This window comes from Mesorhizobium sp. M7A.F.Ca.US.002.01.1.1 (assembly GCF_004022955.1).
GTDB lineage: Bacteria > Pseudomonadota > Alphaproteobacteria > Rhizobiales > Rhizobiaceae > Mesorhizobium > Mesorhizobium ciceri.
Genome location: NZ_RZQE01000788.1, coordinates 1 through 1742, shown reverse-complemented (window position 1 = coordinate 1742; position 1742 = coordinate 1). Strand labels below are relative to the sequence as shown.

The window sequence follows — 1742 nt, the reverse complement described above, 5'->3', positions numbered from 1 at the left end:
GATCAGGAGAACCGTAAAGCCGGTGACGACCAGCCGGCGGTCAATTCGCCGGGTGAGGCCCGCGACCAAGAGGCTGGTCACGACGGCAAAAGCACCCGAAACCGAAATCGCCTGTCCGGCGCGGCCTGCGGTGATGTTGAGATCGGCTGCGATCGGGGAGAGCAGGCTGACCGGCATGAATTCCGACGCGATAAGCACGAAGACGCACAGCGCCATCGAAAGCACCGCACTCCATGCGGCGCGGTCTTTGAGGGACCTTGTGTCGTAGGTTGTTTCCATAATTGGCATCCTTGCAAGGCGACCGGGAGCGGATCAGCCGCGATCCCCGTCGCCATGCCCGGAATATATCGCCGCGGAACCCATTCTATTAGACTGAGGAATTCGCATGGACTTATCTGCTTGTGATATAAATGCCGTCGGAGGTGACCTATGCAGCGGGATGGCATGAAGGATCTTCTGTGGTTCGTGGCGGTCGCCCAGGAACGCAGCTTTACCAGGGCGGCGGCCAAGCTCGGAACCTCGCAGTCGACTCTGAGTTCGACGATCAAGGAGCTGGAATCTCGTCTTGGCGTCCGCCTGCTGACGCGCACGACGCGGAGCGTTGCCCCGACCGAGGCCGGCGAGCGGCTTGTCCAATCTCTTGGCCCGCGCTTCGACGAAATCGAGGCCGACCTTGCAAGCCTGGTGGCCTTTCGCGACAAACCCTCCGGAACGGTCCGCATCACGCTATCCGACCATGCGCTCCAGACGACTGTCTGGCCGAAGCTGCAGCCCGTGCTTGGCGACTATCCCGACGTGCGCGTCGAGCTCTACAGCGACAACGGCATGAAGAACATTGTGGAGGAGCGCTTTGACGCAGGCGTGCGGCTGGGCGAGAGCATCGACGGGGATATGATCGCGGTGCGGATCGGTCCGGATTGGAGGCTCGTGGCCGTGGCTTCGGAGGAGTACTTTGCCCACCATCCGGTGCCAACCACCCCCCAGGATCTGGTCGATCATGACTGCATAAACATGCGACAGGCGACTTTCGGCGGATTGTATGCCTGGGAATTCGCCAGGGATGGGCGCGACCTTCGCGTGCGGGTAGAAGGACAACTTACCTTCAATTCGTCCATACCCATGATCGAGGCTGCGATACGCGGTTGCGGGATCGCCTATGTCCCGGAAAATCTCGTAAGCCCCCACATCGCCAGCGGACGCCTCAGGCTGGTGCTTGACGACTGGAGTCAGCCATTTGCGGGCTATCACCTCTACTACCCGAGCAGGCGGCAGCTCTCGCCTGCGATGGCGGTGATCGTGGAGGCGCTCCGGCATCGAATCTGACGCCAGCCAAGCCACTCCTTGTGCTGGGTTGTGAGGGATGATGCGGGTGGCGACGTTCCACCGCAGATCGCGGAGGCCTTCACCGTTAAGATCTTGCGACAGCAACGATCATCATCCAGCCAACTTTGAGCTTGTTTGCGATGGCTGCTCCAGGCAGTTTCGCCCTGACACCGGACAGTTCGTTCAACGGCCGAGGAGCGGCCGGTGTCGAATCAAGAAAGCTGGCGCAGATCCAGCTTGATCGGCCTCTCGGGCTTCTGAGAAAAGCGCAGACCTCGTTGCATTGGCCGCTGGATCGCCGATCGCGCTATCGACCAAGCCCTCGCGAACTAAGGTAAGGCCCGTTCGGCTCCTGCAACATGGGGACTTCTCGCCGACATCGACGCCAAGGGCACTTGCGCCTTCGTAAAGCGTTCTCC

Annotated in this window: 1 protein-coding gene and 1 pseudogene; one reads left to right on the top strand and one right to left on the bottom strand. The window is 61.0% G+C overall.

Features of this window, described 5'->3' with window-relative positions:
- Positions 1 to 279 (bottom strand): annotated as a pseudogene (locus EN932_RS35440) (MFS transporter); the annotation flags it as partial.
- Positions 280 to 429: 150 nt separating this feature from the next.
- Here EN932_RS35440 and EN932_RS35435 point away from each other — a divergent pair.
- Positions 430 to 1323, top strand: coding sequence for a LysR family transcriptional regulator (locus EN932_RS35435; protein WP_128369488.1), 894 nt, complete (start codon positions 430 to 432; stop codon positions 1321 to 1323).
- Positions 1324 to 1742 lie beyond the last annotated feature (419 nt).